Source organism: Mesorhizobium sp. LCM 4576 (assembly GCF_001854815.1).
Lineage (GTDB): Bacteria > Pseudomonadota > Alphaproteobacteria > Rhizobiales > Rhizobiaceae > Mesorhizobium > Mesorhizobium plurifarium.
On record NZ_MDDT01000024.1, the window covers coordinates 664215 to 688946 of the forward strand.

The following is a 24732-nucleotide window of genomic DNA, read 5'->3' on the forward strand; positions in this document are numbered from 1 at the left end:
CGGATTATGCTACGAAGCGCGCAAAGGCGGCGCAACCGCAATAGGCGGGTCGATCGACGGCTGCGCACTGGCGGCCGAACGCGCCAAAGCCGGGGCAAATTCCGCAACCCTTGCCGTGTTGGCGTGACAGACATCGCCGGCAAAGCGGGCGACGGCGCCCGGCTTGATCTCGTGATGCAGCAGCCGGTCGAGATCGACCGGGCGCGGCATTGTTATCTGCCCGCGCGGGAAACGCTTGAAGCCGAGCGGTCCGTAGTAGGGCTCGTCGCCGACCAGGATGACGGCAGGCGCACCGGCCTTCCTGGCAGCCTCCAGCGCAATCGCGACCAGCTTGCGGCCGATGCCGAGATTCTTGAAGGCGGGGCGCACCGCAAGCGGGCCGAGCATCATGGCGCGACCGGCGCCCGCGGCCACGCGCGTCATGCGCACCGACGCGATCACCGTATCGTTCTTGACGGCAACAAAGGACATCGAGCGGTCGTGCCCGCCGGCCTCGCGGATCTTATAGGCGGCAAGCACGAAACGACCGGGGCCGAAGGCCTCGTCGTTGAGGGCTTCGATTTCGGCATCATGCGCCGGGGTTTCCGGCAGGTATTTCACGTCGGCAAGGCTCATGGTCTTTGCGTTCCGGTATACGAGGAAGGTCTGCTGCAAAGCGGCAGCGTTCGCCAGTCAGCGCTTCTTAAGCGCGGGCGCCCTTTCGTCGTCGGTCGAACCGGATCGAGGCAAAGTCGAACATGGGCGCCTCCGCTAGCACCAATTTTGTGCCGCTGCAATCGATGCCTTTTGTCTTTCTTTGTTCCAGCCGATGAACTGGTTCGTCGTTTGACGAACTGTTCAGTGCCCGAAGGCTTCGCCAGTCCGCTTATCGGTCTAGATATCTCTAAAGCCACAGGGAGATTTTTCGCATGGGATTGCTGATCGAAGGCAAATGGYAGGACCGCCCGTTCGACACCGACAGCGGTGGGCGGTTCGTGCGGACGGAGTCRCAATGGCGCGACTGGATCACGCGCGACGGCGCGCCGGCGGAAGGCCGCACGCGCGGCTTCAAGGCCGAACCCGGCCGCTATCATCTCTATGTGTCGCTCGCCTGCCCCTGGGCACACCGTACGCTGATCTTCCGCGCCCTGAAGAAGCTGGAGGGCATCATCTCCGTCTCCGTGGTGCACCATTTCATGGGCGAAAACGGCTGGACCTTCAAAACCGAGGACGGCGCCACGGGCGACACGCTCTACGGCCTCGATTTCCTGCACCAGATCTACGCCAAGGCCGATCCCGCCTATTCAGGCCGCGTGACGGTGCCGGTTCTGTGGGACAAGCAGGAAAAGACGATCGTCAACAACGAGTCCTCCGAGATCATCCGCATGCTCAATTCGGCCTTCGACGAATGGGGCGATGCGGGCCTCGACTTCTACCCGGCGGCGCAGCGCGCGGAGATCGACAGGCTCAATGCGCTGGTCTATCCGGCGATCAACAACGGCGTCTATCGCGCCGGCTTCGCCACCACGCAGACAGCCTATGCGGAAGCGTTCGGCGAATTGTTCGCGGCGCTCGATACGATCGAGGAGCGGCTTTCGAAGCAGCGCTATCTGGYTGGCGAACACATCACCGAAGCGGACTGGCGGCTGTTCACGACGCTGGTGCGTTTCGATCCGGTCTATGTCGGTCACTTCAAATGCAATCTGCGCCGCATCGCCGACTACCCGAACCTGTCGAACTATCTGCGCGATCTCTACCAGGTGCCCGGCGTCTCGGGCACGGTCAACCTGCATCACGTCAAGGCGCATTATTACGGCAGCCACAAGTCGATCAACCCGACGGGGATCATTCCGGTGGGGCCCGAGCTCGACTATGCGGCGGCGCATGATCGCAACAGGTTCAGGAAGGCGGCGTGATCACCAGTAGGCTGAGATACGCTCGCTGCCAAAAATCTCTCCGATCCGCCGCAGCGTCGCCGGCGTCGTGCCCTCCGGCAAACGGTCGATCGGAAAGAAACCTGCTTCGGCGATCTCATGGTCCGGCCGTTTCGGCGCGGTCTGGCTGAAGGCTTCGATCAGATAAAGGCCGACATGGTCGCGCTTGCTGGAGCGGCGGTTGAAATGCATCGACTTCAGCACAGGCGGGGCCGTCAGGACGATGTTGCCTTCCTCGGCCAGCTCGCGCGCCAGCGCTTCCTCGAGCGTCTCGCCGATCTCGACGCCGCCGCCAGGTAGCTGCCAGCCCGGAACATAGGTGTGGYGGATCAGGAAAACGGCATTGGAAGCGCGGTCATAAACCAGGCCGCGCACGCCAAGCGTCATCGGGCGGCGCAGCACGAAATAAAAATGAAAGAGCCTCGCCCGCAGGCCCGGCCAGCCTGTCTGGCGGAACACCTCTTCCGGATCGCTTGCGCCGGTCATCGAACGATCCCTGGGCGAACARCAAAGGGTGAGTGGAAAGCCTCGCCGGCGTCGCTTAAGAAGAGACCATGTTCAGGCTCGCGCATATTTCCGACGCTCATCTGGGACCGTTGCCCGATGTAACCTATCGCGATCTCGCGTCCAAGCGCGTGCTCGGCTATGTCAACTGGCAGCGCAACCGCCGCCGCCATATGCATGACGCCGTCATCGACACCATCGTCGCCGACATCAAGGCGAATGCGCCGGACCATCTCGCCGTCACCGGAGACCTCGTCAACCTGGCGCTCGACGGCGAGATCGAGATGGCGAAGCACTGGCTGGAGACGCTTGGATCGCCACACGACGTTTCCGTGGTGCCAGGCAATCACGACGCCTATGTGCCGGGCGCCTTCGACAAGGTCTGCCGGGCGTGGGCTCCCTGGATGACGGGCGACGGCGTCAACAGCCCGGTCGACCGCAATTCCTTTCCGTATCTGCGCGTGCGCGGCAATGTCGCGCTGATCGGCGTCACCACGGCGCGCGCCACAGCACCCTTCATGGCCAACGGTTTCTTCATGGAAGGGCAGGCCGAGCGGCTCGGCAAGGTTCTCGACGAGGCGGCGAAGCAAGGGCTGTTTCGCGCCATCATGATCCACCATCCGCCAGTGCGCGGCGCCGTCCAGCAGCATAAGCGGCTGTTCGGCATCGCCCGTTTTCACAAGGTCATTCGCCGGCATGGCGCGGAGCTCGTCCTGCACGGTCATTCGCATCTGCCGTCCTTGTTCAGCATCGGCGCACGTGGCGCGAAGGTGCCCGTAGTCGGGGTTGCCGCCGCAGGGCAGGCGCCGGGCGGCAAGCATCCGGCCGCTCAGTACAATCTGTTCGAGATCGATGGCGAAAAGGGTGCCTGGCGCGTGCGCTTGACGCGACGCGGCCTGACCGGACCGGCGCTGCCGCCTTCGGACCTGCAAACGACGGATCTCGACATGCCGGCCGTGAAGGACCGCGAACTCGTCAGAAGCTGATCTTCATGTGCACGATGCGATCCCAGAACATCGCCAGCGAAACCGCCAGGCCGACAAGGGCGCCGGCGGTGATCAGGCCGAGGCCGGCGAAGAAGGTCGTCCAGCCATTGAGGCGATTTTCAGATAGCATGGGCGGCTCCGCTTCCCGCACCACGGGACGATGCAGGCCGGGAACGGCGCTCTCCAGGCCGCCCTCCATCATGTGCTGCCGCTCGACGACCCGTTCGGCCACGTAGCGCGTCACTGCATCGGCGACGGCTTTCATCTCGGTCGTCTCGGCCAGCACCACACGGCCGACGCGCGTATCCTTGAGGAAGCGGTAGGTGCGGCGGTCGCGCCCCATGGCGACGTGGCTCACCGCGTCTATCCATAGCCGCGGCTGCAGGCCCGACGAGACGGCGAAGTCGAAGCTGTCCATGTCGGCCGGGACATCGGCAAAGACGGGTGCAAGCTCGGTCGCCAACAGATCGAGCCGCATGCGGTGCGCCTCGCGCATGTCGACGACCACGTCATCGCGGTCTGCGAACGCGTTCTTGACCTCGCGTATGGCGTCCGAGAGCTTTCGCGACGGCTCTATCGGGGTGATTTTGTCGCCTGCATCCTTCATGGGCGGCTGCCTCGTTGTAGGTTAACAGCGAGTTAACACAGTCGCCGGGAAAATGCACTGCCGATGACGAGCCGCGCGGCCGCCCGGTCCGCATGAAGCGCGTTACGGTTGCTTTTCGAGATCGGTCCTGGGAACCCGATCCCCGCAGGGCACTCAGCAATCAACTCGCGGCTGCGCCCAGCGGTGGACGCAACCGGCTGGCACGCCGCCGCGTATTGCGACGCACGATCTCGGCAACCAGGGCCGGGGCCTCCTCGACCAGCATATGGCCGGCGTCAAGAACATGATGCAGGTGGAAATGCGGCGGCAGAGCCTCGGCCTGCACGACAGGCAGGAGCGGATCCTCCGCTCCCCAGACAACCATTACCGGCATGTGGAGCGTATCCAATTGCGCCCCGGGAATGATGCCTTGCCGGTCATCTTTGGTCATCGCCGCCGCCATATCGATCAGGGTCTGCAACTGGCCCGGCCGTTTGCGCATCCGGCAGATTGCGTCGACCACATGGTCAGGCGGCACGCTGCGCGGGCCCGACATGGCTGCAAGGCAGGCCCGGATATCTTTCCCGCCGGTCGCGGCGGCATAGCGGCGCAGCAAGCCTGCGTTGATTTCCGGGCCGAAACCGCCGGGCGCCAACAGAGTGAGCGAGGCCACCCGACTGGGGTCGGCAAGCGCCATTAATGTCGCGATCGCGCCGCCCATGGAGTGACCGACGAGATGAACCTTGCCCAACCGGCGAGCGGCAAGATCGGCCAGGATGGCCCGCGCCGCCGGCTTGGCGCCCCCCATGCCTTCGCATTCCAGGGACTGCCCATGGCCGGGCAGATCGTAGGCCAACAGTCTCGCTTCCGCCGCCAGCGATGCCATGACGTCACGCCAAATCTCACAGCAGGCTCCGAAGCCGTGCAGAAAGATGATCGTCTTCGGACCAGCGCCGCCCTCGACGGCATAAGGGAATGGAAGCATGAAAATGGAACGGTGAAGAAGACAGGCCGCAATTAGAAATTGCGGCTGAATTGCTCCCGATCCAGACCCATGGCCAGTAAAATTTTTGCGACTGGTTGCCTGTGAGGCGCTCAAGGCGCAAGCATTTCCTAATACCTGCCGGATCACAGGGCTTTATTTTGTGCTTGGGGATCCTGTGGCCCAAACACAGACGCAGCGCTGGATTAGCTCGGGTTGCCAATCCCGGCGGCTCGCAAGGACTGCACCAGCCGGTCGGTGAGATCGGCGGGGTATTTGCGGTCGACGAATGTCGCGCGCGGGTCGGCGACGAAGTTCGGGAATTCGGCGGTGAGCTCGTTGGCAAGCTCGCCCGCCAGCTTGTCGCGCCCTGARATCTTGGCGCCGATCAGCCGCGCGGCCAGATAGTGCGACTTGGATGCCGTCGTGCGCAGCGATTCGCTGGCGATCGCGGCCTTCTTCATATCGCCCTGCATGAAGGCCCCGATGAAGAGGCCATAATCCCACCAGGTCGGATGGCCGCTGAAGGCTTCGACCGCGTGACCCAGGATCGGCGTTCCCTCGTCATATTTGCCGGCGAAGATCAGCCCGTAGCCATAGGCGGCGGCCATGCCGAGATCATAGGGATTGAGTTCGTAGGCCTTGCGCGTCAAGCGGATCGCCTCGTCCGCGTTGCCGAGGCGTGAGTTGAGGTAGCCGAGGGCGCGATGCGCGTGCGGGTTCATCGGCCCCATCTGGACGGCGCGATGCGCAAGCGACATGGCCTTTTCGAGCGTCGCTTCCGGTGGATAGGGATAGTGGGCGGTGACAGCCTCGCCATGAAGCGCGGCCAGTTCCGCGTAGACGAGCGACGATTTGGTACCTTCGCCGACCAACTTCTCCAGGCAGCGATACGCCACTTCGTGCGTCTGGGCGCTCATGTCGAGGAAATAGCGGTCGTCGAGCACCAGGCATCCGATCTGAGTGGTCCGGATGTCGCTCTGGTCAATGTAGCTGTAGATCGCGCCCGAAGCGGGAACGGTCGAGGTGAGGAGGCTGGCGATGTTGCTTTCAACCACGCCAGGGGCACTTTCGGCCGGTGTCAGATTGCGCGACAGGAGAACCCGCCCGGTCGCGACGCTCTGCAATTCCACCGCGACGTCGCCGGAAGYAGGCCCGGGAACAATGTCGAAAACGAAACTGATCGGATCGGCGGACCGATTGCGCGTCGAATCCGCATCGCRCCCGATGAAATCGATGGTGTCGAAACCGGCAAGGYCAGCGCGCAGCGACGACGCGACGCGAGCCGCCTCCGCTCCGTCGGCTTTCACCGCGATGTAGATCAGTGGCAGGGAATCGAATGTCGGCTGGGCAGCGGTGCCGGTCACGCCCGCCGTTTCGACGGTCGAGGCCGTGTCGCCGCCGCCGAGGAAAGCATTGCCTTGACGCACGATGAGCACGCCGAGCATGATGATGACCAGGACCATGGCTGCCCAGAAGAAGCGCAGTTGCCGCGTGAGCGACTGCGCGGGTGCCGCCGGCGCCGTCAGCGCCGCAGGCTGCCCCGGCCCGGAGCTGTCGAGATGCTCGGGCACAGCCGCAGCGGCTTCGGCCGATACGTCGGGCCGCTGCGTAACGGTGTCGGAGGCGGGCCTGGCGTTACCAGGCAGCCGAATCTCGTTCAGCTCGTAGGAAGGGACATAGCCGCCACGCGGGATCGCGATACGCACCGGCTCGGCGACACCTTCATTGGCGAAATACTGCTCCAGGAGTTCGCGCAGTCGACCGGCCTGGACCCTGACCACGGCATCGGTGGAGGCGTCGAAATCGCCGTCCTTGCCGAAGACGTCCATGGCGATGGAAACGCCTTTCAGCCTGTCCGCCTCGCCGGCCTGCTCGCGTTCCACCAGATAGCGTAACAGCCGGCGTGCACGCTCGGAGCGTCCGAACGTTTCGCTGGCAAGCAGTCGCTCCAATGTCTCGCGCACTGCGGGGGCGGCAGGCGGGGCATGCTCCAAGTGTCGATCCTCTCGAAGTCGGCACAGGTTAGGGCGCGATCATATAGCGCTCGCGCCGGCGCACAAGGATGCTTGTATTATGCGATCGCGTAAGCCACCGGAAATTCCCCCGCCGGTTAACGAATGGCAGCTTCGCGTCGTTTTGAAGCGGGGCGCAARCTGGGCCGCGCCACGCTTCAGCACTGAATCCGATCAGCCGGCTTGGCGGCCGATGATACGGTTGGYAGCCGAAACAACGGCCTCCAGCGAGGCGGCGACGATGTTGGTGTTGATGCCGGCGCCGAACAGCTTGCCACCCGGATATTCCATTTCGACATAGGAGATGGCCGAGGCGTTGGAGCCGCGCTGCAAGGAATGCTCGGAATAGTCCAGCACCGACATATCGACGCCGACATGGCGCGAGAGCGCGTCGACAAAGCCGTCGATCGGACCGGTGCCCGAGCCGGTGATGGTCACTTCCTTGCCGTTGTCGAGGATCTCCGCCTCTACGATCCGTCGGCCCTTCGCCTCGGTATCAGGGAAGGTGCGATGGTCGAGGAACTTCAGCCGAGCGCCGGGCTGGTCGACATAGGTTTCGAGGAAGCGTTCGTGGATGCGCTTGGCAGGCACTTCCTTGCCTTCCGCATCGGTGATCGCCTGGATCGCCTGGCTGAACTCGATCTGCAGATTGCGCGGCAGATTGAGGCCGTAATCCGCCTGCAGCACATAGGCGATGCCGCCTTTGCCCGACTGCGAGTTGATGCGGATGATCGCCTCGTAGGTGCGGCCGACATCGGCCGGGTCGATCGGCAGATAAGGCACTTCCCACAGCGGCGTGTTGGCCTTCTTCAGCGCCTTCATGCCCTTGTTGATGGCGTCCTGGTGCGAGCCGGAGAAGGCCGTGTAGACCAGTTCGCCGACATAAGGATGGCGCTCCGGAATCTTCAGCTGGTTCGAATACTCGTAGACATCCTTCATCCGGTTGATGTCGGAACAATCGAGCTCGGGATCGACGCCCTGCGTGTACATGTTGAGCGCCAGGTTGACGATATCGACATTGYCGGTCCGCTCGCCATTGCCGAACAGCGTTCCCTCGACGCGGTCGGCGCCGGCCATCAGAGCGAGTTCGGTCGCGGCGACGCCGGTGCCGCGGTCGTTGTGCGGGTGCAGCGAAATGATCAGGCTGWCGCGATTGTCCAGGTGCCGGATCATCCACTCGATACGGTCGGYGTAGACATTCGGCGTCGAGGATTCGAYGGTCGACGGCAGGTTGATGATCAGCTTATTGTCGGGCGTCGGCCGAACGATCTCGGTGACGGCGTTGCAGATTTCCAGCGCGACCTCGAGCTCGGTGCCGGGAAAGCTCTCCGGCGAATATTGGAAGCGATAACCGCCGCCGGCCTTGGCGGCCATGTCGGTGATCATCTTGGCGGCATCGGTGGCGATGCGCTTGATGCCGGCGACGTCCTTCTCGAAGACGACGCGGCGCTGCAATTCGCTGGTCGAATTGTAGAAATGAACTATCGGAGTCTTGGCGCCTTTCAGCGCCTCAAAGGTGCGCGTGATGAGCTCGGGACGACACTGCACCAACACCTGCAGGTCCACATCATCGGGGACATTGCCGCCCTCGATGCACCAACGGGCGAAGTCGAAATCGGTCTGCGAGGCCGAGGGGAAGCCGATCTCGATTTCCTTGAAGCCCATGTCGAGCAAGAGCGCCAGCATGCGCGCCTTACGCTCCTGGCCCATCGGATCGATCAGCGCCTGGTTGCCGTCGCGCAGGTCGACCGAGCACCAGATCGGCGCCTTGTCGATGACCTTGTTCGGCCAGGTGCGATCGGCAAGGCCGACGGTCGGGTAGGGTTGGTATTTTCGGGTCGCGTTGGGCATGCCCTGAGCGGCATGCTTGCCTTCAGCCTCGCCGGCGCGGATTTCTTCTCGTGCGTTCATCGTCTCTTCTCCGGGCGGCTCGCATGTTCGCCTTGGGCGGATTGATGGCGAGCGTCGCCTCTACCAGAATTTCATTCGCTTGATTGTGACTTTGCCAAGGAGCATGCGCCTGAGGCGGCGGGTATCGACCGCCGGGCGCTCCTTCAGCAAGCCCGGCGATCGCCGATAAGGCCGAGAAGAAGCAGGGTCGAAGCGAGCGCGCGCGCGGTCTCGCCGGCAAAGCCGGTGCGAGAGGAAGCGACGGAGCGGACGCGCGTGGTCATGGCGGCTCTCTTACAGGAGCGGCACGGCGGAGGCAAGCGGGACGCATGGCGGATCGCGATCCCCTACCTGCGGACGGACTTCCCCGCGCGCCGCAAATGCGCCAGACTTCAGCCATCGGCGGCAGCCGCCGGGGAGGGGTCATCCATGAACTTCGTGTTCTTCTCGCCGCATTTTCCCGCCAACGGCGCCGAGTTCTGCGACCGGCTGAGGAAGGCGGGCGCCACGGTGCTAGGCATCGGCGACGCGCCTTACGAGACCTTGAGCGGCAAGCTGAAAGCGGCGCTGGCGGAATATTACCGCGTCGCAGACATGGAAGACTACGATGCCGTGTTCCGGGCGATGGGGCATTTCATCCACAAATGGGGTCGCATCGACCGCTTCGAGTCGCTCAACGAGCATTGGCTGGAGCTGGAAGCCAACATCCGCACCGATTTCAACATCTTCGGCACCAAGGTCGATTTCGTGAAGAATTTGAAGCGGAAGAGCCGCATGCGCGCCTTCTTCCGCAAGAGYGGCGTGGAGACCATCCCGCAGCGCAAATGCTCCGACCGCACCGGCGCCATGACCTTCATCCGTCGCGTCGGCTACCCGGTGGTGGTCAAGCCGGATTCGGGCTCCGGCGCCTCGAACACCTTCAAGATCTCCACCRCCAAGGAGCTCGACCAGTTCTTCCGGGACAAGCCGGAGGGCGTGACCTTCGTCATGGAGCAGTTCATCGAGGGGCTGGTGGTGACCTTCGACGGGCTGGTCAACCGCGACGGCGAGGTTGTGCTGGCGGCGAGCCACCGCTACGACCAGAGCATCATGGATGCGGTCAACAAGGACCGCCACATGAGCTACACCTGCTTCCCCGAAATCACTCCGGCGGTCGAGGAGGCGGGGCGCAAGATCCTGAAAGCGTTCGACGTGCGCGAGCGTTTCTTCCACATCGAGCTGTTCGAGACCAGGGACGAGCGCATCATAGCGCTCGAGGTCAACATGCGCCCGCCCGGCGCCTGGATGACGGACGCCATCAACTACACGTTCGACATCGACGTCTATGCCGCCTGGGCCGACATGGTGGTCAAGGATGCCGCCGGCGGCCCCTACAAGGGCAGGTATTTCACCGCCTATGCCAGCCGCAAACGCCATATCGACTATTTRCACAGCCATGCGGACGTGCTAGCCGCCCACGGCGACAAGATCGTCCATCACCAGGCCATCGAAGAGGTCTTCAGCCGCGCCATGGGCAATTACGCCTACCAGATGCGTTCGAAGGATCAGAAGGCGCTGCGCCAGGCGGTCGACTATATCCACGCGGAAAAGGCCTGAGCCGATGGACGTCTCCTATCACAAGGGCCATGCCCGCAATCTCGGCCGCGACATGGAATACAAACGCTATGGCCATGCCGGGCGCCCGGTGGTGGTGTTCCCGACCTCGCAAGGGCGCTTCTACCAGTTCGAGGATTCCGGCGGTGTCGGCGCGCTCGCGGAGTTCATCGACACCGGCCGCATCCAGCTCTTCACGCTCGACGGCATCGATTCGGAATCCTTCTTCAACAAGCATGCCGACGCGGCGCATCGCATCGCCCGCCACGAGGCCTATTTCCGCTATGTGCGCGAGGAGGCGTTGCCTGAGCTGCAGGCGGTCGCCGCCAAGTCTAACGGCGGACGCGGCTTGAAGCCGCTGTTCTGCGGCTGCTCGATGGGTGGCTACCACTCGTCGAACTTCGTGTTCCGCTTCCCGGAACTGGCGAGCGGCGTGATCTCGCTGTCCGGCGTCTATTCGGCCCGCGACTTTTTCGGCCGGGCGCTTGAAGGCAACATCTATTTCAACTCGCCGCTCGATTACCTGCCCGGCATCGTCGACCAGAAACTGCTCGGGCGGCTCAGGGCGCTCAGGCTGATCTTCTGCTGCGGCCAAGGCGCCTGGGAAGAGCGCATGCTGGTCGAGACGCGCGAGCTGGAGCAGGTGCTGCGCGACAAATCCATCCCGGCCTRGGTCGACTATTGGGGCGGCGACGTCAGCCATGACTGGCCGTGGTGGCACAAGCAGCTTGTCTATTTTTTCGGCCRCTGGCTGGATGACGATTTGATGCATAGGCTGGAGTAATGACCACACCTGATCCGATCCGCCGCTTTGTCGAAGCCACCAACGCCGATGATAGCGAAGCCTTTCTGGCTACCTTCACCGACGATGCCTTTTTGAGCGACTGGGGCCGTGATTTCCACGGCCGCGACGGGGTCGCGCGGTGGAACCGGTCGGACAATATCGGCGTCCAGTCCAATCTTCGCATCGTTCGCGTCGCAGAGCGCGACGGCGTCTACCATGCCCGCGTCGCCGTGACGGGCAACGGCTTCAACGGCGAGGGCGATATGGCCTTCACGCTGGACGGCGACCGGATCGCGAGCCTGGTCATCAGCTGAAACCGGATGCGTCACGGAGCTTCGCGCGGCTTCATCCAAAAATATGACTTTTATAATCATGTTTTAGTGGCAGTGCCGCTTGCACTGTGGCATGCCGGCGCCTGGCGACACCGAGCTTCGGCCGGTGCCGTCGCACTTGGTATCGAAAGGCCCGGCGATGAATCTTTTGAGCGCGCAAACCCGTATCCAGAATGATGACATCCGCGCGGTGATGGACAGGCTGCGCGCCGAGCATGGCGACCATGAAATCGACACCGGCGTTGCCGGCCAATGGGAATTCCGCATGCATTACGGCGCGTTGAATGCTTCATTCGACGACAGCGGCGTGCTGGTCCGTGTCTCGGCGGAGGACGAGACCTGCCTCTCCTACATGAAGATGATCTTCGCCGGCCACATCGCCGCGCATCTCAGCACCACCGAAGGTTTACGCTGGCAAGGCGACGGCAAGGATGCCGGCACGCCGGTGTTCTTTCGCGAGATTTCGGTCCTTTCCTCGATGCGGCTGTCGCCGCATATGCAGCGCCTGCGCTTCTCGGGCCGCGACCTCGGCCGCTTCGCCCATGGCGGATTTCATGTCCGGCTTCTGCTGCCGCCGGCCGGACGCCAGGCGGTCTGGCCGACCATGGGCGCGGACGGTCTGATCGTCTGGCCCTCGGGCGAGGATGCGCTGACCATCCGCGTCTACACGATCCGCGCGCTGGACGTGGCCGAGGGCTGGCTCGACATCGACTTCGTGCTGCATCCCGGCGCCGAGACGCCGGCCGCGACTTTCGCACAGAATGCGCGGGCCGGCGACATCATCGGCATGATCGGCCCCGGCGGCGGCGATGTGCCCGAGGCATCGAACCTCTTTCTTCTGGGTGACGATACCGCGCTTCCGGCGATCGGCCGGATGCTGGAAGAGCTTGCGCCGTCCGTCCGTGCCGAGGCCTTCATCGAGGTCAACGGTCCGCAAGACCGAGTGACGTTGGCGGCGGGCGAAAACATCGCCGTCCATTGGCTTTATCGGCACGGCCGCGAAGCAGGCCGCGCCGGCCTGCTGCCGGAAGCGCTGCGCGAGCGCGGCAGCGGGGCCGACGATCTCTTTGTCTGGGCCGGATGCGAGTTCACCGACTTCCGCGAGATCCGCCGGATCGTGCGCAAGGAATGGGCCCTGCCGCGCGACCGGCATCTTGTCACCGCCTATTGGCGCCGCGGCGCGTCGGGCGAAGACGGGGCCGGCGAGGGATAGTTCCGTCTTCAGTCGCGGTCGCTGACCATGGCGATCGCCGGCGCCGCCAGCAGCGCGATGACGCCAGCGCCGCCGAACAGCGCGCCATAGCCCAGATGCTGCGCCGCATAACCGGCTAGGACGCCACCCGCCATGCTGACGAGTGCGTCCATGCATTGGAAAAGCGTGAAATCGACACCTRCCTGCCTTGGGTCCGACCAGCGCATGAATTGCGCATAGAGCGCCACGAAGCCGAGCGCCATGATGCCGGAGGAACTCAGCATCGCGACGGTTACCAGGGGACCTGTCGGGAAAACGCCCGAAAAAGCGAAGGCGGCGAGGATGAACAGCGATCCGGCCTGCAGGACGAGCGCAAGCACAAGCACGCTGCGCGTGCCCAGCCACCGGACGAGCGCGCCGCCGGCAAGCGCTGCCGCTCCGCCGAGGATCATGCTGCCGGCGCCGTTGACCAGCCCGATGGTGGAAAGGCTGAGCCCGGCATCGACGAGAAACGGGCCGAGCATGGCCAGCGCCGCCTTCTGCGCCAGCACATAGATCGCCGACGCCGCCAGGCCGCGGCGTATCTGCGGGCGCCGCAGCGCCGTGCCGAGTGAGGGCACGTGCTCGCGCACTTCCTCGCGCGATTTGATGGCGATGCCGAGCAGGAAGGGCAGCCCGAGCAGCACGAGCAACGAGGCCATGGCCGACACCGCCGCGCGCCAGCTATGGATTTCGACCAGATAGAGGAACAGGCCGGCGCCGATCGCCGAGCCGAGATAGGCGCCGCCGACCTGGGCGGCATTGCCCCAGCCGAGATTTTTGCCGGCAAGGTTCTGCACCGCAAAGCCGTCGCAGGCGATGTCGACTGTCGAAGCTGCAAAGGCGACCACCGTCAGGCAGGCGACCACGGGCCAGAAGGCGGCCGGGCCGAGCTGGGCGACGGCCAGCAGTCCGGCGATGGAGACGAGGCCGCCGACGAGGACGATCGCGCCGGTGCGGTTCCTGCCTGCCGGCGGAAGCCGGTAGCGTTCCACCGCCGGCGACCACAGGAACTTCAGCGCCCATGGCAGGGCGATCAAAGTGAGCAGACCGATGCGGTCGAGCGGCAGGCCCTGGTCGCGCATGACGGCCGGCAGACCTGTCCAGGTGATGCCGCCGATCACGCTCTGCGCCACATAGAGGCCGCCGATCGCCGCGACGATGGYGGCCGGCGACAAGGCGGTCCGGTTCGAGACGGAGACCGACATCAGAAGCGATAACGCAGGCTGCCGAACAGCGAGCGGCCCTCGTCGCGGTAGCAATAGCCGGCCGAGCAGATCGTCTGCTGGTTGTCGAACAGGTTCTTGGCGTTGATCTGCAGCTTCACGCCTTCGAGCTTCGGGTTGCGATAGCCGAAATCGTAGGACAGCGAAGCATCGACGAAGGCGCGCGCGTCGTTCTTGAACGTGTTGGTGTCGTCGCCGTAGCTCGCGCCGGCGAAACGCACGCCGGCGCCGAGCCCGAGCCCTTCAAGCGTGCCGTTCTCGAACTGGTAATGACCCCAAAGCGACAGGATGTGGTTCGGCGTCGCCGACAGTTCCTTGCCGTCGGTGCCTTCTGCGCCGCGTTCGATCTTCACGCGCAGATAGGTGTAGGAGGCGATGACGCTGAAGCCATTGTCGAGCGAGGCATTGGCTTCCAGCTCGACGCCGCGCGAGTTGAGGTCAAGCTGGCGCTGCTTGTTGATGCCGGTCGAGGCGTCGAAGACGACGCCATCCTTCTGGTCGATGTCGAACAGCGCGGCGCTGACGGTCGCGTTGTGGTCGGGGATCTCGTATTTGACGCCGATCTCCTTCTGCGTGGCGATGGTCGGGCGGGCGACGCGGTCGACCGGGCTATTAACGTCGTCATAGACGAAGCCAATGTTGGGCGAGAACGAAGTCGAGTAGTTGACGTAGGGGATGATGCCCCATTCGGTCCGGTAGGAGAGGCCGACGCGGCCGGAAAAGGCGCTGTCCTTCTGCTTCGACTGGCTGAAATCGGCGGCGGTGGAGGTGGTGTCGACCCAGTCGTAGCGACCGCTGGTGAAGAGGGTGAAATCGCTCCACTCCATCTGGTCGTGCAGGTAGACGCCGAGCTGGTTCATCTCCTGCCCGCCGGAATGAGGGACGGGGGCGGCCTTGATATCCTCGACCGAGACATAGGAGAGCCCGCTGCCGGCGTCATAATCCGACCAGGCATAGTCGATGCCGGCAATCGCGGTGTRCCTGACCGGGCCGGTGTCGAATTCGAGCTGCGCCATGTTGTCGACGACGAAGTTCTTCATCGTCTCGGTGTAGTGGCCCCAGTAGCGCTCAAGCGGCTGATCGGCGCCGATCGAATAGTGGCCGCTGTATTCGATGTCTGAATCGACAGCGTTGTAGCGCAGGTTCTGGCGCACGGTCAGCCAGTCGTTGAAGCGGTGCTCGAACTCGTAGCCGATGCGCCCCTGATCCTGGGTGAAATCGTTCCAGGCCGGATCGCCTTCATAGACGTTCGACAGCACGCCATAGGCGGAATTGTAGAAAGCTGCGGTGCCGCCGGTGACGGACTTCGAATATTCGCCGAGGATGGTGAGCTTGGTATCCTCGTCCGGCTTGAAGGTAACGGCAGGCGCCAGATAGAGCTTGTCGTCGGGATAGTCGGGCAGGCCGGTCTCGCTCAGGCGGCCGAGGCTGGTGAAGCGGTAGAGGATGCTGTCGTCGTCATTGACCGGCCCGGAAGCATCGAGCGCCGCCTGGAAGCGGTTGTGCTCGCCTGCCAGCAGTTCGATCTCATGGAACGGCTCGTCCTTGGGGCGCTTGGTGACGACGTTGACGATGCCGCCCGGACCGCTGACGCCGTAGAGCGAGGAGGCGGGTCCCTTCAGGATGGTGACGCCCTCGATGCCGTAAGGCTCGGTCTTGAACCAGGCGGAGGGGCCGTTGTACTGGCGCAGCCCGTCGCGGAACATGCCGTTGTAGAAGGCCTGGAAGCCGCGCAGGAAGAAGGCGTCGTAGCGCGTGTCGAAACCGAAGCTGTTTGGATTGGCGCTGGCCGTATAGCCCAGCGCGTCGTTCAGCGTGCGCGGCTTCTGGTCCTCGATCTGCTTCTGCGTGACGACCGAGACCGCCTGCGGGATCCTGGCGATGGGCGTGTCGGTCTTGGTGCCGATGCGGTCCTTCTTGGCGACATAGCCGTCCTGCTTCAGGATCTCGTTGCTCTCGGCGGTCACCTCGATCCTGTCGAGAACGGTGGCGTCGCCGCCGTCCTGGGCAAGTGCCGGCCAGGCATTGCCGAGGATGGCGCTGCCCGCCAGCAATGATAATCCCCGGCGCCACGTCCTCGACCGCTTCGGCATTAACCTGTCTCCAATTCTCATGTTTTTGTTGCGCTTCCGCGCTCTCAAATATGAGTATGTGAGTCAAGTATTTTTTATACGTCGCCGGACTTGACGGCGTCACGTAGCGTCAGCCTTCCTGGCAGGCCGGGACAGGCGCGACGTCTTGTTCCGATGCCGATCCGCGGCGCAAGCCAAGGAAGACGACGATGGCGGTGAGCACGGTGATCGTCGCCAGCACGATGAGCAGCCGGTCGAAAGCCGTCTCATAGGCTTGGACCAGGGCAGTGGCGTCGGCCAAGTGCAGATGTTGCACCGTTTCGCTGATATTGCCGGTTGCCAGTAGCTGGGCCGCCGCGGCCGCCTCGCCAGGCGAGGCCAGTCCTTGAGCGCCAAGCTGCGTGGCCGTGAAACCGGACAAGGCCGCCATGACGATGGCCAAGGCCACGCCCTCGCTGGCGACGCGGGTGGTGTTGAAGATGCCGACCGCCATGCCGGCGCGCTCCTTCGGCACGACGCTGACTGCCAGTCCATCCATCAGCCCCCAGGGCAAGGCGATGCCGATGCCGATCAGGATCAGCGGGGGCACCAGCGCGCTGCCCGCCGCGGGCACGCGGCTCAGCCAGACCAGACCGGCCGCGGCGACGAGGAGGCCCGCACCGCAGATCGTCGCCGGGGCGATCCGGCGTGCCGCCTGGCCGGCCAGCAGCGGCAAGATCAGCAGCGGGCCGGAGAGGCAGATCATCAATTGCCCCGCCTTGATCTCGCTCATCCCTTCGATGCCGATAAAGCGGATCGGCAGGAGCACGAGCAGGACGACGAAGGCATAGGCGGGCGCCGCGGCCAGGAACTGGACGCCGACGAAACGCGGGAAGCGAAACAGCGTCAGGTCCAGCATCGGCCGGCGCACGCGCCGCTCGACGATGACGAAGGCGGCAAAGAAGACGGCAGCCACGCCTAGGAGCACGATAACGAAGGGATTGGCCCAGCCGCTCTGCGGCGCCTGCAGCACGCCGTAGGTCAGCGCGGAAAGCGCGATGGTGAAGGTGCCGGCTCCCGCCCAGTCGAGCCCGGTTGCGTCCGGGTCGCGCGATTCGGCGATCGTGCGCAGGCCAAGCGCGGCGGYGGCAACGCCAAGCGCCGCCACGAGAAGAAAGATCGAGCGCCAGCCGAATGCGTCGATGAGCAGGCCGGAGGCAACGGGACCGAAGGCAAGGCCGATGCCGAAGCTGGTGCCGAGGAAACTGAAGGCGCGCAACCGCGATTGCCCGTCGAATTCCTGCGCGAGCGCGGAGGCGCCGCCGGCGAAGGCGGCGGCGCCGCCAATGCCTTGCAGGGCCCTGAACATGTCGAACCAGACGATGCCGGGCGCCAGCGTGCAGCCCAGCGCGGCAAGGAGATAGGTGGCGAGGCCGGCAAGGAAGATCCGCTTGCGGCCATGATTGTCGGCCAATGCTCCGGCTGCCATCAAGCCGGCGCCGAAGGTCAGCATGAAGGCGTTGGTCACCCAATTGAGGGCGAGCGGACTGCCGCCGAGATCGGCGGCAATGCGGGACAGCGCCACTGCCGGACCGGTAAAGCTCAACGGCATGGTCATGGCGGCGAGGCAGACCGACAGCAGCACGAGCCATCTGCCGGCCGGGCCGGTCCTGGTCATCAAAGTCATGGATTTTCCTATCTCAGGCGGGGTTGCCGGCATGCCGCTGACTGGCGGCGCCGATCGCAACGACAAGATAGGGCGGCGACATTTACGGCAGAATAGTATTAGATCTCCGGTCATCCCGGAATGAAACGCTCGAATGGATTCAAGCGATGGATCGTCTCAACGGCCTTCTTGCCTTCGCCCGCACCGCCGAGCTCGGCAGTTTCGTCACCGCCGGACGGGCGCTCRGCATCTCGGCTTCCGCCGTCGGAAAGAGCGTCGCCCGGCYCGAGCAGGAGCTCGGCGTGCGGCTCCTGCAGCGCAGCACGCGGCGCATCGGCCTGACCGAGGAGGGCAAGCTGTTCAACGAGCGGGTGCGCCGCATCCTCGACGATATCGAAGACGCGGAAGCGATGCTGTCGCGGACACGCGAGACGCCACGCGGACGACTGCGCATCTCCACCCCGATCGTCACCTATCATCTGCTTTTGCCGGTGCTGTCGGAATTCATGGCGCGATACCCGGAAATCGAGCTCGACATCGATTTCAACGATCGCATCGTCGACGTCATCGAAGAGGGTATCGACGTCGCGATCCRCAGCGGCGAACTGCCCGATTCACGATTGGTGTCGAGGCCRGYCGCGCCTTTTCGCATGATCTTGTGCGCTGCCTCTTCCTATCTCGATCGRCATGGCACGCCCGACACCCCGGCGGACCTCGCGGCCCATTTCGGCATCCATTTCCGATTCCTCAACAGCGGCAGGCTGCTCAACTGGCCGTTCATCACCGGGAGCGCCGCGCCGCAGATTCGTTCGATGCTGACCTGCAACAACATGGAGGCTTTGAAGGGTGCGACGATCGCCGGTCTCGGCATCGCTTGCATGCCCGATTTCTTGGTGCGGGAGGCGCTGGAAGAGGGAACACTGCGAACCGTGCTCGACGAGCATGTCGACGGCCGCGGCCAGTTCCGGATGCTGTGGCCGTCCAACCRCCACCTTTCGCCGAAGGTCCGCGTCTTCGTCGATTTCCTGCCGGAGCGGCTTGCGGCCGGACGATAGGTTTCGCGGCAGGCRGCGTGAGGTCAGTAGGTGGTGCGCCCGCCGGAGAGATCGAAGGTCGCTCCGGTGGTGAAGGAGTTCTCGTCCGACAGCATGAAGACGACCATGGCGGCGGCCTCCTCGACCTCGACGAAGCGGCCGCGCGGCACCTTGCCGAGCATATAGGCGACCTGCGCCTCGGTGAGCTGCTCGAGGATGCGGGTGYGGGCGGGCGAGGGCGTCAGCGCATTGACGGCGATGTCGTGGCCGGCAAGCTCCTTGCCGAGCGACTTGGTCAGCGCCAGCACGCCGGCCTTGGCGGCGGAATAGGCGGCGGCGTTGGGATTGCCTTCCTTGCCGGCCACCGAGGAGATGTTGACGATGYGGCCGTAGTTGCGCGCGACCATGCCGGGCACCAGGCGCTTGCAGCAATAGAAGACGCCGTTGAGGTCGATATCGACGATTTGGCGCCAGGCGGCGGGGTCGTAATCCACCACGGTTGCCGCCGGCCCGGCGATACCGGCATTGTTGACGAGGAGATCGACGGGGCCGAGCGTGCGCTCGGTCTCGGCAGCGGCGCGATCGACGGCCTCGATCTGCGACTGGTCGCAGAGGATGGCCTCGACGCGGCCGAGCGGCGCGAGTTCGGCGGCGGCCTTGGCCATCGCGGCCTGGTCGACGTCCCAGATGGCGACGCCGGYGCCCGACGACACCAGGCGTCGGGCAACCGCAAGGCCGATGCCTTGCGCGCCGCCGGTCACCACGGCGACGCGGCCGGAAAGATCTACGGCATTCTGACGGCGTTCCATGGGCAATTCTCCTCAGCTACCCTTGCACCCTTGGATATCGCGGATCAGGCCCTGACGTTTCGCGCCACCAGCCTGGCTACGCTTGGCCCAATGAGCAGCACGACCAGGAAGCGCGCCGACTGCAAGGCCATGACGAAGGAGATGTCGACGTTGCGCGCCGCCGCCGCGATGATGGCGACACTGTCCATGCCGCCCGGGCTGGTCGCCAGGTAGGCGGTCAGCGGATCGATGCCGAGCAGGCGGCTGATGACGAAGGCCATGCCGCCGCAAAAGGCGATCAGCGCGACGATCGAGCCGATGATCTGCGGCAGGGCGCGCGCGGCATGGCGCAGGATCGGCCGGGTGAAGTTCAGCCCGATCGACCAACCGACCATGGCGTAGCTGGTCGCCAGYAGCCAGGGCGGCAACTGCATCGGCACGCCGAGACCGAGATGGACCACCGCGCCGAAAATGAAGGTGCCGAGAAAGAACGGCGAGGGCAGCCTGACCAGCTTTCCGGCCAGGCCGCCGACGATCGCGATGCCGATGGTGGCGGCAAAAGCGAAAGCATCGATCGGCGGAAACCAGACGATCGGCGGCGCTTCGACGTCGGAAGTGTCGACCCACATCTTGGCGACGAGAGCGGCCGTCATCGAGACGAAGATGACGCGCAGATATTGCATGAAGGCGACGAGACGCTGGTCGGCGCCGAAGGCGCCGGCCATCAGCACCATGGCGGTCGCGGCGCCAGGCGAGGAGCCCCAGACCGCCGTGGTGCCGGGCAGGATGCGCCAGCGGCTGATCAGCCAGCCAAGCAGGCTGGAGGCGGCGACGGTCGCGACCACCACGCCAAGGAACAGCGGCCATTCGTGATAGAGCGCCGGAAAGATGTCGGCCGAGATCGAGCCGGCGACCAAGCAGCCGACGATCGCCTGGGCCGAGCCGAACAGCGGTCGCGGCACACGCACGGTGGCGCCGTTGGTGCCGGCGAGGATCGCGGCAAGCATCGGGCCGATCAGCAGCGCCGCCGGCAGGGCGGCCAGTTCCAGCGCGCCGGCGAAGAGCAGCGAGAAGACCAAAAGCACCAGCCATTGCTGCGGCGGGCGCAGGCGCGCCATGCGCTCGATGGGCGCTTGGTCCAAGGGCGGTTGCTCTGGCGAGGAGTCCATATCGGGCCCTTAGACGGGACGCAGACAAATGCGAACCCGCTTTTCGCGAAAAATGCCCGTCCGGGAGATCAGCCAGCCTTTTCGGGCGACGGCAGTCCAAAGCCGCCAACAGGATGAGTCTCGATCTGGAATTCGAAACCGGCGATGAACGGACGCGCCTTGGCGATCGCGGCCTGGACTTCCGGCAATTGCAGCGAGGCCTTGTGGCTCGCCTGGTCGGTCCACACTTCGGTGACCCAGATCGCGTCGGCGTCGACCGGGTCGATGGYGATGATGTAGCTCAGGCAACCAGGGAGCGCGGCGGTGCTTTCGCGCAGCACGTCGATCACCGCGTCGCGCTGGCCGCGCGCCGCCCGCATCTTGCCGATCAGTCCGTACATGCCCTTGCTCTCCCTCCAGATTGGGTCGCGCGCTGCATCAAGTATGCAATCGCCGGCTCACGGCATCAACTGGCCGCCATTCACCTCGATCACCTGGCCGATGATGTAGCCGCTCAACAGATCGGACGACAGGAAAAGATAGGCGCCGACGCAATCCTCGGGCGTTCCGGCGCGGCCTTGCGGAATGGTGGCGACCATGGCCTTGATCTGATCGGCGTTCGAATAGCGTTCGTGGAAGGGCGTCAGGATGGTGCCCGGCGCGACCGCGTTGACGCGGATGCCGAAGCCGATCAACTCCTTGGCCATGCCGCGCGTCACATTGGAGACGAAGGCCTTGGACGACCCGTAGAGGCCGGCGCCGCCGCCGGCCCCGTTGCGCGCGGCGATCGAGGTGGTGTTGATGATGAAGCCGCCCTGGCGCTTCAGCCACGGGATCGCCTTGCGCGAGGCGGTGAGCACCGAGCGCGCGTTGAGGTCCATCACGGCGTCGTAATGCGCCTCGTCCTGATCGGCGTAGGCGACACGGCCGAGCATGCCGCCAGCATTGTTGACCAGCCCGTCGAGCCGGCCGAAATGCTTGGCGCTCTCTTCGACCACACGCTCGACGTCGGCAGGTATCGAAAAATCGCCCTGAACCAGAAACACCTCGCCGCCATCGTCGCGGATGGTCCCGGCCACGGTTTCAGCGGGCGCGCGGCTCGCATTGTAATGCAGCGCGACGCGGCATTTCTGCGCGGCGTAGGCACGGGCAAGGGCGGCACCGATGCCGGTCGAAGCGCCGGTGACCAGAACCGCCTTTCCGGCAAGATCGGGGATGGCAAGTGTCAGCATGTCGGCTGGCCTCCGCGTTGCCGTCTTTCGTAGGCCATTGTCGACCTTGCGTTCAAGTAGGGGCGTTCAAGTAGGGGCGTTCAAGTGTTGGCCTTCAAGTCCGGGCGCATTCAGGGCCTGAGATAGACATAGCCCTGGCGCTGCAACTCGGCGAGCTTCACGACGCCGCCCTTCTCGGCAAGCTCGAAGCCCGCCAGCAGGTCGGTCAGCGTGATGTCCATGCCACGCAGCGTGTTGCCGCAGGCTTGCGGGACGAGCCCCTGCTGGACGAGGCCGGCAAAGCGGCTGGAAACCGCGCCGGAAGCGCCCTTGGACTTGAAGGCGGCAAGAGCCGGGCCGTGCACCACAAGCACGATATCGACATTGCCGCCGGCGCCTTCATAGTGGTTCTTGATGTTGCCGAGGACAAAGTTGACCTTGTCCGTGTCGCTGAGATGATAGGCGACTTTCAGCCTTTCCTCCGATGTTRCCGCATTTGCCCGGCTCAGGCCGAAAAGGCCTGCGGCGCCTGCGAGACCGGCACGAAAAATGTCACGGCGCAGCATCGTATCCTCCGTTCGCTCGCCCGCTCGCGCGATTTTGCATGGCCCGGGCGGCACTCCTAGACTAGCATATCCTGGTCCTGTCGGTGGGAGGAGGATCACATGTCATCGAGGACCATGGTGGCGAGGACCATGGCGGGCGTGGCGCTTTGCGCCGCCCTTGCCGCTTTTGCCGGCGCGGCGCGCGCCGAACAGCCGCCCAAGCTTCCCGAGCTCAGCCCGACCGGCGCCGACGCCTGCTTCGGCCGCGTCTACGACGCCGCCCATCTCAAGGCGCATCCGCGCCAAAAGGTGGCGCGCATCTTCTTTTTCTACGGCCACGATCCGGTGAGCCGGCCGAACGAAGAACCTCCCGCCAACCAGGATAATTCCTACAATGGCTTCCTCACCACCACGGTGCGCGGCGCCAAGAAGCCGGAATGGGCGAGCAGCTGGTGCAACAAGGAAGATCCGAGCGACAAGGCAAGTGGCATCCGCTGCGGCATGGATTGCGACCGGACTCTGGCCTCGCTGAAAGTCGACGACAAGGGAAAGCTGCTGCTGTCCGGCCTGTCGCAAGACGTCTATCTCGATCCCGACGCGTCGGAGTCGATGAGCAAGGCGGAGTATGCCAAGCAGGCGTTGGGCAGCGAGGACGACAATTTCAAGCTGGACCCGATGCCGGCCGATAGCTGCAAGGGGGAGTTCACGCGCATCGATCCCATCGATCCGGCGCTTGGTGATCCGCTGCGCGTGCGGCTGAAGCCCGATCAGCCCTTCTGCTTCGGCCGCGACTACGACGAGCAGCATCTGAAGTCGCACCCCAACCAGCTGACGCAATCGATTCGTGTCTTCCGCGGTCCGGTCGAGCTTGCCTCCTTCGCCACCGGCGGCGATGCCGCGAACTGGCCCGACGGCGCGGATATCGCCATTTCGGTGACGACAAGGCAGAAGGGCGCCAAGGTCACGCAGACCTATTCCTGCCAGGGCGATGCCGACCAGTGGCGCTGCTCGGCCAGCCCGAAGATGAGCGATTTTTCCTGCGACATCTCGCAGAAGGAAATCTTCCTCAAGCGCGGCCCCAACGGCACGATGATGGTCGCCAACCCCAACAATGCGGTGGCGGTAGTCGATCTTTGCTCGAAGGCGGTGAACGGTAAGACGAAATCCGACGACAAGGTCTATCGGTTGACRCCGATGCCGCAGTCGGCTTGCGCACCGTAATCAGCGCTTCGTCATTCCAGGGTCTCCGCGACGGAGCTTCGCTCCTGCTCCGCCCTGAAATAACGAACATTTTGCGTCAGGCGAAAGGCACCGCCGTGGTGCCTTTCGGCAGCTTGGCCTCGTCGTCCGGCTCGACGTGGATGGTGACGCGCACCGAGGGGATCTCGGCCTTCAGCGCGTCCTCGATGCGGTCGCAAATGACGTGACTGGCGCCGACCGTCATGTCGGCGTCGACCACCAGATGGAACTCGATGAAGGTGGCGCGCCCGGCGATGCGCGTCTTCAGGTCATGCACCTCGAGCGCGCCCTTCGAATTGGCCGAGATGATATCGCGGATCTGCATGTTCTCCTGGCTGTCGACGGCGCGGTCCATCAGTCCGTTCATCGACGAGCCGATGACATGCCAGCCTTGCCACAGGATGTTGAGCGCGACGATGACGGCCAGCGCCGGATCGAGGATCTGCCAGCCGGTCAGCACCGCGCCGACAAGGCCGCCGAGCACGCCGACGGATGTCACCACGTCAGTCATGATGTGCTGGCCATCGGCAACAAGGGCCGGCGACTTCGCGTTGCGGCCGGTGCGGATTAGCGCCCAGGCCCAGACCGCGTTGATGAGCGTTGCGACGCCGTTGACGGCAAGGCCTTTCCAGGGCTGTTCCAGCGGCGCGGGGTGCTGCCAGGACTGCCAGACCTCGTTGAGAATCAGGAGGGCTGCGACGACAATCAGCACCCCTTCGAGCACGRCAGAGAAATATTCGGCCTTGTGATGGCCGAAGGGATGGTCCTGGTCGGCGGGCTTGTAGCTGACCTGGATCGCCCAGAAAGCGGCGGCCGACGCAATCACGTTGACGATCGATTCCGCCGCGTCCGAGTAGAGCGCGACCGAACCGGTGATATACCAGGCGACAAGCTTGAGGACGAGYACGACACAGGCGACGACAATCGACCAGAACGCAAGGCTGGCGACCTTCTGCCGTGTCGCCGCCTTCGTCTCCTGGGTTGTCGTCATGATGGCCRCACTCATTC

At 64.5% G+C, this 24732-nt stretch carries 23 protein-coding genes; 8 read left to right on the forward strand and 15 right to left on the reverse strand.

What is annotated here, in order from left to right; translation table 11 throughout:
• Nucleotides 1–9: 9 nt before the first annotated feature.
• A complete protein-coding gene (locus LCM4576_RS16180; protein WP_083354659.1) occupies nt 10–615 on the reverse strand; it encodes a GNAT family N-acetyltransferase in 606 nt (201 codons plus the stop codon).
• Nucleotides 616–908: 293 nt separating this feature from the next.
• Between LCM4576_RS16180 and LCM4576_RS16185 the strand changes: the two genes are divergently transcribed.
• Entirely contained in the window at nt 909–1895 is a 987-nt protein-coding gene (locus LCM4576_RS16185) for a glutathione S-transferase family protein (RefSeq protein ID WP_071033070.1), read from the forward strand.
• Here the strand turns inward: LCM4576_RS16185 and LCM4576_RS16190 are convergent, their stop codons facing one another.
• A complete protein-coding gene (locus LCM4576_RS16190; RefSeq protein ID WP_071033071.1) occupies nt 1896–2399 on the reverse strand; it encodes an NUDIX domain-containing protein in 504 nt (167 codons plus the stop codon).
• A gap of 68 nt (nt 2400–2467) precedes the next feature.
• Between LCM4576_RS16190 and LCM4576_RS16195 the strand changes: the two genes are divergently transcribed.
• Complete coding sequence (locus LCM4576_RS16195; protein WP_071033072.1) at nt 2468–3403, forward strand: metallophosphoesterase; 936 nt, start codon at nt 2468–2470, stop codon at nt 3401–3403.
• Here the strand turns inward: LCM4576_RS16195 and LCM4576_RS16200 are convergent.
• The 4 genes from LCM4576_RS16200 to leuA form a co-directional block, all read right to left on the reverse strand.
• Nucleotides 3393–4010, reverse strand: a complete 618-nt coding sequence (locus tag LCM4576_RS16200) for a hypothetical protein (RefSeq protein WP_041004574.1) — start codon at nt 4008–4010, stop codon at nt 3393–3395. The two genes, LCM4576_RS16195 and LCM4576_RS16200, sit on opposite strands and share 11 nt — an antisense overlap.
• Before the next feature lie 160 nt (nt 4011–4170).
• Nucleotides 4171–4974 (reverse strand): alpha/beta fold hydrolase, encoded by an 804-nt coding sequence (locus LCM4576_RS16205; RefSeq protein WP_071033073.1) that lies wholly within the window; start codon nt 4972–4974, stop codon nt 4171–4173.
• A 203-nt stretch (nt 4975–5177) separates the two neighbouring features.
• Complete coding sequence (locus LCM4576_RS16210; protein ID WP_071033074.1) at nt 5178–6968, reverse strand: hypothetical protein; 1791 nt, start codon at nt 6966–6968, stop codon at nt 5178–5180.
• A 192-nt stretch (nt 6969–7160) separates the two neighbouring features.
• Nucleotides 7161–8897 (reverse strand): 2-isopropylmalate synthase, encoded by a 1737-nt coding sequence (leuA, locus tag LCM4576_RS16215; RefSeq protein WP_071033075.1) that lies wholly within the window; start codon nt 8895–8897, stop codon nt 7161–7163.
• A 408-nt stretch (nt 8898–9305) separates the two neighbouring features.
• Between leuA and LCM4576_RS16220 the strand changes: the two genes are divergently transcribed.
• The 4 genes from LCM4576_RS16220 (at nt 9306) to LCM4576_RS16235 (ending at nt 12798) form a co-directional block, all read left to right on the forward strand.
• The gene (locus LCM4576_RS16220; RefSeq protein ID WP_071033076.1) at nt 9306–10472 is read left to right on the forward strand and encodes an ATP-grasp domain-containing protein; all 1167 of its coding nucleotides are present in this window, start codon (nt 9306–9308) and stop codon (nt 10470–10472) included.
• Between the two features lie 4 nt (nt 10473–10476).
• Nucleotides 10477–11253 carry an esterase family protein gene (locus LCM4576_RS16225; RefSeq protein ID WP_071033077.1) on the forward strand — a complete coding sequence of 259 codons (777 nt, stop codon included), beginning with the start codon at nt 10477–10479 and terminating at the stop codon, nt 11251–11253.
• Nucleotides 11253–11567, forward strand: a complete 315-nt coding sequence (locus tag LCM4576_RS16230; RefSeq protein ID WP_071033078.1) for a nuclear transport factor 2 family protein — start codon at nt 11253–11255, stop codon at nt 11565–11567. The genes LCM4576_RS16225 and LCM4576_RS16230 overlap by 1 nt, the downstream gene beginning before the upstream one ends.
• A gap of 157 nt (nt 11568–11724) precedes the next feature.
• Nucleotides 11725–12798 (forward strand): siderophore-interacting protein, encoded by a 1074-nt coding sequence (locus LCM4576_RS16235; RefSeq protein ID WP_071033175.1) that lies wholly within the window; start codon nt 11725–11727, stop codon nt 12796–12798.
• 8 nt (nt 12799–12806) lie between these two features.
• Here the strand turns inward: LCM4576_RS16235 and LCM4576_RS16240 are convergent, their stop codons facing one another.
• The 3 genes from LCM4576_RS16240 to LCM4576_RS16250 form a co-directional block, all read right to left on the reverse strand.
• Nucleotides 12807–14024 (reverse strand): MFS transporter, encoded by a 1218-nt coding sequence (locus LCM4576_RS16240; protein WP_071033079.1) that lies wholly within the window; start codon nt 14022–14024, stop codon nt 12807–12809.
• Nucleotides 14024–16096 carry a TonB-dependent siderophore receptor gene (locus LCM4576_RS16245; RefSeq protein WP_244510815.1) on the reverse strand — a complete coding sequence of 691 codons (2073 nt, stop codon included), beginning with the start codon at nt 16094–16096 and terminating at the stop codon, nt 14024–14026. The genes LCM4576_RS16240 and LCM4576_RS16245 overlap by 1 nt, the downstream gene beginning before the upstream one ends.
• A 148-nt stretch (nt 16097–16244) precedes the next feature.
• Nucleotides 16245–17780: an MFS transporter gene (locus tag LCM4576_RS16250; protein WP_071033081.1), complete on the reverse strand. Its 1536-nt coding sequence runs from the start codon at nt 17778–17780 to the stop codon at nt 16245–16247.
• 146 nt (nt 17781–17926) lie between these two features.
• Between LCM4576_RS16250 and LCM4576_RS16255 the strand changes: the two genes are divergently transcribed.
• Nucleotides 17927–18814, forward strand: coding sequence for a LysR family transcriptional regulator (locus tag LCM4576_RS16255; RefSeq protein WP_071033082.1), 888 nt, complete (start codon nt 17927–17929; stop codon nt 18812–18814).
• 23 nt (nt 18815–18837) lie between these two features.
• On the opposite strand, the gene LCM4576_RS16260 is transcribed toward LCM4576_RS16255, so the two are convergent.
• From LCM4576_RS16260 to LCM4576_RS16280, 5 genes are all read right to left on the reverse strand, one after another.
• Nucleotides 18838–19602, reverse strand: a complete 765-nt coding sequence (locus tag LCM4576_RS16260) for an SDR family NAD(P)-dependent oxidoreductase (RefSeq protein WP_071033083.1) — start codon at nt 19600–19602, stop codon at nt 18838–18840.
• Between the two features lie 44 nt (nt 19603–19646).
• Entirely contained in the window at nt 19647–20750 is a 1104-nt protein-coding gene (locus tag LCM4576_RS16265) for an AbrB family transcriptional regulator (RefSeq protein WP_071033084.1), read from the reverse strand.
• 68 nt (nt 20751–20818) lie between these two features.
• The gene (locus tag LCM4576_RS16270) at nt 20819–21130 is read right to left on the reverse strand and encodes a putative quinol monooxygenase (RefSeq protein ID WP_071033085.1); all 312 of its coding nucleotides are present in this window, start codon (nt 21128–21130) and stop codon (nt 20819–20821) included.
• 57 nt (nt 21131–21187) lie between these two features.
• Entirely contained in the window at nt 21188–21961 is a 774-nt protein-coding gene (locus LCM4576_RS16275) for an SDR family NAD(P)-dependent oxidoreductase (RefSeq protein ID WP_071033086.1), read from the reverse strand.
• 110 nt (nt 21962–22071) lie between these two features.
• Nucleotides 22072–22506 carry a DsrE family protein gene (locus LCM4576_RS16280; protein WP_071033087.1) on the reverse strand — a complete coding sequence of 145 codons (435 nt, stop codon included), beginning with the start codon at nt 22504–22506 and terminating at the stop codon, nt 22072–22074.
• A 99-nt stretch (nt 22507–22605) separates the two neighbouring features.
• Between LCM4576_RS16280 and LCM4576_RS16285 the strand changes: the two genes are divergently transcribed.
• Nucleotides 22606–23706 carry a hypothetical protein gene (locus LCM4576_RS16285; RefSeq protein WP_071033088.1) on the forward strand — a complete coding sequence of 367 codons (1101 nt, stop codon included), beginning with the start codon at nt 22606–22608 and terminating at the stop codon, nt 23704–23706.
• Nucleotides 23707–23782: 76 nt separating this feature from the next.
• Here the strand turns inward: LCM4576_RS16285 and LCM4576_RS16290 are convergent, their stop codons facing one another.
• Nucleotides 23783–24715 carry a cation diffusion facilitator family transporter gene (locus LCM4576_RS16290; protein ID WP_198540254.1) on the reverse strand — a complete coding sequence of 311 codons (933 nt, stop codon included), beginning with the start codon at nt 24713–24715 and terminating at the stop codon, nt 23783–23785.
• Between the last annotated feature and the right edge of the window lie 17 nt (nt 24716–24732).